General features: G+C 69.2%; 4 protein-coding genes. 2 read left to right on the top strand and 2 right to left on the bottom strand.

What is annotated here, in order from left to right:
- Positions 1–2: 2 nt before the first annotated feature.
- Both ABH933_RS01250 and ABH933_RS01245 read left to right on the top strand, forming a co-directional pair.
- Positions 3–779 (top strand): hypothetical protein, encoded by a 777-nt coding sequence (locus ABH933_RS01250; protein WP_429414118.1) that lies wholly within the window; start codon positions 3–5, stop codon positions 777–779.
- 66 nt (positions 780–845) lie between these two features.
- A complete protein-coding gene (locus ABH933_RS01245; protein WP_429414115.1) occupies positions 846–1,811 on the top strand; it encodes a hypothetical protein in 966 nt (321 codons plus the stop codon).
- A gap of 78 nt (positions 1,812–1,889) precedes the next feature.
- On the opposite strand, the gene ABH933_RS01240 is transcribed toward ABH933_RS01245, so the two are convergent.
- Both ABH933_RS01240 and ABH933_RS01235 read right to left on the bottom strand, forming a co-directional pair.
- The gene (locus ABH933_RS01240) at positions 1,890–3,314 is read right to left on the bottom strand and encodes a glycosyltransferase family 39 protein (RefSeq protein WP_429414112.1); all 1,425 of its coding nucleotides are present in this window, start codon (positions 3,312–3,314) and stop codon (positions 1,890–1,892) included.
- Between the two features lie 296 nt (positions 3,315–3,610).
- On the bottom strand, positions 3,611–5,923 hold the full coding sequence (locus tag ABH933_RS01235; protein WP_429414110.1) for a hypothetical protein: 2,313 nt from the start codon (positions 5,921–5,923) through the stop codon (positions 3,611–3,613).
- Positions 5,924–6,177 lie beyond the last annotated feature (254 nt).

The raw sequence follows: 6,177 nt of genomic DNA, 5'->3' as shown, positions 1-6,177 counted from the left end.
TAATGAGCAGCAGCACTCCCACCGGCTATCGCCACTGGACCCGGCGGCCCGTGATCTACCTGCCCGTGCATCGGCGCGGCCAGGTCATCGGGTGTGTGTGGGCCTCCCCCGACCAGCACGCCGCGGGTTTCGAGCGCATCCTGGCGGTGGCCGGTCGCGATCTGGACTGCGTGATCGCCTGGGAGACAAGGCTGAACGAGGCGGCCTCGGCGGGACTCACACCGGCCGCGGCCCTCGAGCGATTGATCGGGCGGCCCGAGGACCCGATCGCGGGCGGTGTCCCGGCCGGTCTCCGTCCCACCGGCTCGCCAAGCCTGGACCAGCTGTGGAATCGGCTCAATCCGGACGGACCGCCCCTCGGTGAGGGCCCGCTGATCCAGGACGGCACGTATCCCGACGGCACGCCCGCCGACCGGTCCGACGGCTGGGGTCCGCTGGTCAGCGCGCCGCTGCAGACCTATCCGGCCGACACCGGCTCGGCTGTACGGTATCTGCCGGTCCGGATGGATTCGGCGGTGGTCGGCTACGTCTGGGCCGCGGTCACCGGCGATGCGGCCGGATACCTGCCGCGGGCACAGGCGGGACGCACCGGCGAAATCGCGGCGGGCCTGTGGCAGTTGCGATTCAGCGACGGCTACCGCGCGGGACAGCCGGCCACCGTGGCGTTGAGCGGATTTCCCGCGTTCGCGGCCGATCGGCTGTCGGGCGTCATCGGCCCCGAGGTCACCGCGGCCGAGGCGCCCGGCCTGGCGGACCTGCGGCAACTTGCCACAGAATGATATCGGGGCGCCGCGAATGGTAACGCGCATACGCTCGGCGGCGTTGTATCTGTGTAGGAGGTAGCGATGACTGAGCCGGTCAGTATCAATCCCGAGGGATTGCGCAATGCCGCAAATCAATTCGACGCCATCAGCGATACCACCAGGCAGATTCTGAACACGCTCACCGGCGGGTGCAACGCCGAGGGCGAGCCCTGGGGCGACGACAAGGCGGGCAAGAAGTTCTCCGAGGGCGACAAGGGCTATATCGCCAACCGCGACGGCACCTTCAAGAACCTGGGCCAGCTGGTCGATCTGTTCGGGCAGAATCGCGACAACCTGCGGGATTCGGCGAAGACCTTCGAGCAGAACGAGGCTACGGCCGCCGCCAATGCGACGCATCAGAATCAGAACGGGCCGTCCGGCTCGGGCAATTCCAGCGGCTCGGGCAGCTACGGCCCGTCGTCGTACTCCCCCAACGCGCTGTATCGCCGCATGGAGATGACCCGTCTGACCCCCCGGCAAGAACAACAACAGCTCCAGCCCGAAGAGGCCCTCCGCCGGCAGGACGCGCAGCCACTCCAGCCGCGCGAGTACAACCAGGGGACCCCGTTGCAACCCCGCGAATACAACCAGGGCACCCCGCTGCAACCCCGCGAATACGACCCGCAACAGCCCCTACAGCCGCGCGAATACACCCGAGGCGTCCCGGCCACCGAGGTGACCCCCGAGGGATACACCTACAGCCCGGAACAACCCCTGCAACCCCGCCAGTACTACGCTCAGCAGGGCATTCCAACCACCGAGCCACGCCTGTACGACTCCACCGAGGGAACGCCCCTGGTCTACGGCCAAACCCAGCCGCGCTACTACGAGGCGACCGCGGGAACTCCGGAGGTCTACGGCCAAACCCTGCAGCCCCGCGAATACAGCGCGGAGATTCCCGCCGTCGAGGGAGACCGGGTCGAGGCGACGCCCGAGCAGCCGCTCCAGCGTGAGCAGGTCTTCCCGAGGATCCAGGACCAGCCCGTCCAGGACCCGAACCAGGCCTAGGACGCTCGGCCGCGGCCGAGCGTCCGTGCTGGACAACGCGCGGGCACCGGATGAGAGACCCTGCACCGGGCGAAGCCGTCAGGTCATGTCGAGGTGCCGCAGGCTCGGCCAGAATCGTTCCCACGGCTCGCGCCGGTCGGTGCACAGCCACGCCCGCTGATCGGTGCCCGGATCCGTTCTGTCGCCGAGCAATCGGCGGCACGACCCGAAATGGCCGCGCAACTCGTCCGGCGACGTGCCGATGTACAGCACGGCACGCGCGGAATCCGGTGGCGGCGGAAAGTATCCGTAGCCGCGGCTGGTGCTGTACGCCGCCGGAAGATCGTGCGAGTACACGTCGAGGTACGAGGCGACGATGTAGGACTGGCCCATGATGATCGCCGACCGGCGGTCCTGCTCGGGAAGGGACTGGTAGGCGGCGGCCGTCAGCCGCACGATCCGCTGTGGCGCATCGGTTTTCGCCGACGTCGCGGCCACGGCGAGCATGCTTGCGGCCCCGGCGATGCTCAGTGCACACGCCGGCCATACCACCCAGCCCCGGCGGCCACCGGCCAGTCGACGCCGCTGGAATCCGACCGCGCCCGCGGCGAACAGCGCGCCGTAGAACCCGCCGAGGTAGTAGGGCCGCCCGGCGGTCGCGACGAAGACGAGGTACAGCACCACCGCGGTCACGGCGAGGAACCGATACGGGCGCAGCCGCGCGTCGCGCAGCAACCCCCAGATCCCGTAGAGCGCCAGCACCGTCCCCGCGACACCGGCCATGAGAATCAGCGATACCGCGATTCCCGGACGGCCGCCGTACAATTCGTTCGCCTCGGTGGACAGCACCGAGCTCATGTGCAGCTGCGGCCAGCCGTTGCGCGCCTGCCACACCAGTGTCGGCAGCGCCAGCAGCGCTCCGACGGCGGCGCCGGCCCACAGCATCGGCCGCCGCAGCAATTCGCGCGGGCCGCAGACGGCCACCGCCGCCAGCAGCACCATGCACAGCAGGATCACCTGGAATTTGGTCTCCGCGGCGATTCCGGCGACAACGCCCGCCGCGAGCAGCAACCGGTCCTCGCGCAACCGGATCCAACGCACCAGCAGCCAGATGAGCAGCAGCCACTGCACCGGCTCCAGCGTGTACGGGGTCAGCCAGTGCCCGTCCATGGTGAACCACAGCGCAGTCGCCTGCGCGACCGCGGTGAGGAGCTGCGCGCGCCGATCACCGCCGAACTCCCGGGCGATCAGCGCCGCGACGACGACCGCCGCCGCGGTGGCGAGCACCGCCGGTATCCGCAGCGCCACCAGCGATTCGGGGGCGAGCCAGTCCATCGCGGCCGCCAGCGCCGGTGCGACCGGCGGCTGGTCGGCCGAGCCCCAGGCCAGATGGTGGCGGCCGATCGCGAGCATGTAGGCCTCGTCGAACCAGTAGCCACCGATCGCGCCGCAGACGAGCTGGACTACTGCGACGACGCCCGCGACCGCGAGCACGGCCCGCGTCGCGAATGCGGGAGCGTCCACGGTGGACGAGCGGGACACTACCGATAGCTGCAACGTTCAACCCTTCGGTGCGAATCCAGGGCGCTGGATCTTTGTCACAGCGATCGTGCCGCGAGAACACGTGCGGCACATCGGCCGCCACGCCTGCTTCGCATACGACCGGAGTCGCACTCCACCGCGGCCTCCTCATCCCCGCGGATGACCAGCACTCATCCCTTCGACCAGGCACGCGGCGTCGCGACGGCAGCGCATCCGCCCAAGCGCCGCGTCACCTGCGTGAGGTCCGCCGCCGACGGCGCGCCCGGCGTCAGGGGCCGTCACCTCAGGCGGCCGCCGACTCCGGCAAGTGCGGTCCCCCAGCCCGGCCGAACCGGATCGGGGTGATCGTCGCTCGGCGCCGCCAGCGAATTCCATGGCGTCCGCTTCGCGCCCGACGACCACTGATCGGTGTCGGTGGCTGCGGCGACGACCGCGCGGGCCCGCCGAAGCCGGTGCGGGTCGGCGGGATTCGCGAGCACGTCGTTGGCGGCCTGCAGGGTCAGCCGCGCGTGCCGGTTCCCGATCGACTGCATCATGCGACCGGCGTCGACGGCGTTCATGCCGTGCAACATCTCGGTGGCGGCGGCGGGATCGCCGCTCGCGAGCTGCTGCAACTGCGTTATCTTCGCCTTCGAGGGAGCCTGCATGTAATCCTCCACGAAGTCCTCCTGCGCACGGGTGAGCGTCACGGGCGCGGAGTTGGCGCGGTGGAAGCTGAACGCGGCCGCTTGCATGGTGGCCAGGTCCGCCGCGACCTCGCCCGCGTCGCCCGTGCCGTCGATCAGGCGCAGGGCGGAGTCCTGGGCGCGCTGCACCGCGGACACCATGTGTCCCAGGCGCTTGTCGCCGAGAGTCCAGGTACCCGCATTCGCCTCGACGATCCCCCACGACCGGAGGGCGGCGAGCTTCACCTTCTCGTTGGTGAATCCGGCGCCGGTGAGCGCGCCGTACGCATCGCTCACCTTGCCCCCGACGTCGTGCAGGGCCTGCAGGGCCGCGGCCGCGCCGCGCACGGTGTTGATGCCGCCGTTCTGGTGGGCGGCCTCCCGTGCGGTGGTGGCGAACAGCCTGCGGTTCATATACGACTGGGCATAGAAGCCCTTCGCGCCGCCGGTGCCCTTGCTGCCCCAGAATCCCCACTGTCCCAGCGACGCGGCTCGTTCCGTACGCGACCACGGGCGCAGCGGCGAGCGCGTCTTGCCCCAGAGCCATTCGGTCGCAGCCGAATTGCCGATCGTGCTGACGGCTCCCAGCCCCACGAGCAATTTGTTCGACGAGAGCGAATGATGCGCCCCGACGGTGCCCATCCCCAGCGCGGTCCCCCCACCACCGCCGGAGGCGTGCGCCCCGCCGCCGCCCTGAATCGCGAGCGCGAACTTGTTCGCCAGCCATTCGTTGCCGTGGTCCAGCCCGGCGCTGATCCGCCGCAGCTGGGAGACCGCGACGATCTCCACGATCGCACCGACGACGAAGACGACCATGACCTCGCCGCCCGCCATGTCGAACAGGTCGTTCAGGAACAGCACGTAGATGCCGAGGAAGATGGTGAAGATCGTCATCCGCGCCGCCGCGATGACCCCGTCGACCATGTTGCGCACCAGGAACGTCTGGGTGAGCCCGTAGACGAATCCGCCCGCGGCGAATCCGAAGATCGACATCAGGCCGTGGTAGATCGTGTCCAGCGCGGACTTGATCACCTTGATCGCCAGCACGGCCGCGAACAGCAGCAGCATGCCGCCGAGCAGGAGCAGTAACAGCCCGGTCCCGATCTGGTCGAAGCTGGGGTTGTCGGCCGCGGACTTCGCCGACGCATCCCCGCATCGGGCGATGCCGTTCTTCACCTGGCCCTCGCTACCGGCATTCACGCCGACGGACCATGCCGCCCCGCACGCGGACTGTTCGTCGAGCACGTGCCCGAAGTTCCACACCTGCAACGGATGTCGCGCGAAATTGTCCGCGAGCATGCCCTGCATGGTCGCTACCAGACCGGCCGGGTTCGTGGTGTCCTCACCGGTCAACCCGGCGGCCACCGAGATGCCCAGATCGCGCCCCTGGGCCAGCAGGCCGTCCGAGGAGAACGCGTCGGCCAGCGGCTGCGCCAGGTATATCGGACCGGCCACCGCGACCGCGAGCATGGTGACCACCTGCAGGGTCGCCTTCGAATACAGCCCGCGGACAACGAAATACGCCACGCAGAACGCGCCGATGGTCGCGGCCGTGATCAGCATGATCGGGGTGGCGATCTGCCCGCTCAGGGCCTGCGAGATCCCCGTGAGCGGCTTGGCGAACCACCGCAGCCAGGCGAAGCTCAGCGCGTACCCGATCAGCCAGATAGCCATCGTCACAATGACTTTCCAGCCCGCGAACTCCAGGCCGAGCACCATGGAGATCCCGGTGTCGCCCGGATTGAGCAGGCTGCCGTGATTGGTGGCGTACAGGTAGTTCGCCAGCGGCACACCGGAGGTGTCGGTGATGTGCATCCAGCCCAGCGCGCTGCTGGTCGAGGATGCGGCGGCCATGGCGCCCGGAGCCGCGCTCGCCGTCGCGCCCACGATACCCGGGACGACGACGAGCCCGACGACGATCAGCATCGTCCGGACGAATCGTCGCCACCCCGGCGACGCGCGTATCCGGTTGCACCGGTGCGACATCGCACGCGCGCATCGCTGTACGGCCGAATCGGCGCGAACCGATATTCGGATGTTCCCCACTGAGTTTCTTCTTCCGGACGTCGTTGGACACGACTACACAAGGACAGGCTCGAGTGCCCTCAGGGCTGCTCGACAGTCCCCGGAAAAAGCCATCCCGAAGGTAGCGTCGTCGCGTTAACGACCCGGGTCGCGCG

The organism is Nocardia sp. GP40 (assembly GCF_050434125.1).
Classification (GTDB): domain Bacteria; phylum Actinomycetota; class Actinomycetes; order Mycobacteriales; family Mycobacteriaceae; genus Nocardia; species Nocardia albiluteola.
This window is presented reverse-complemented; position numbering and strand designations above follow the sequence as displayed.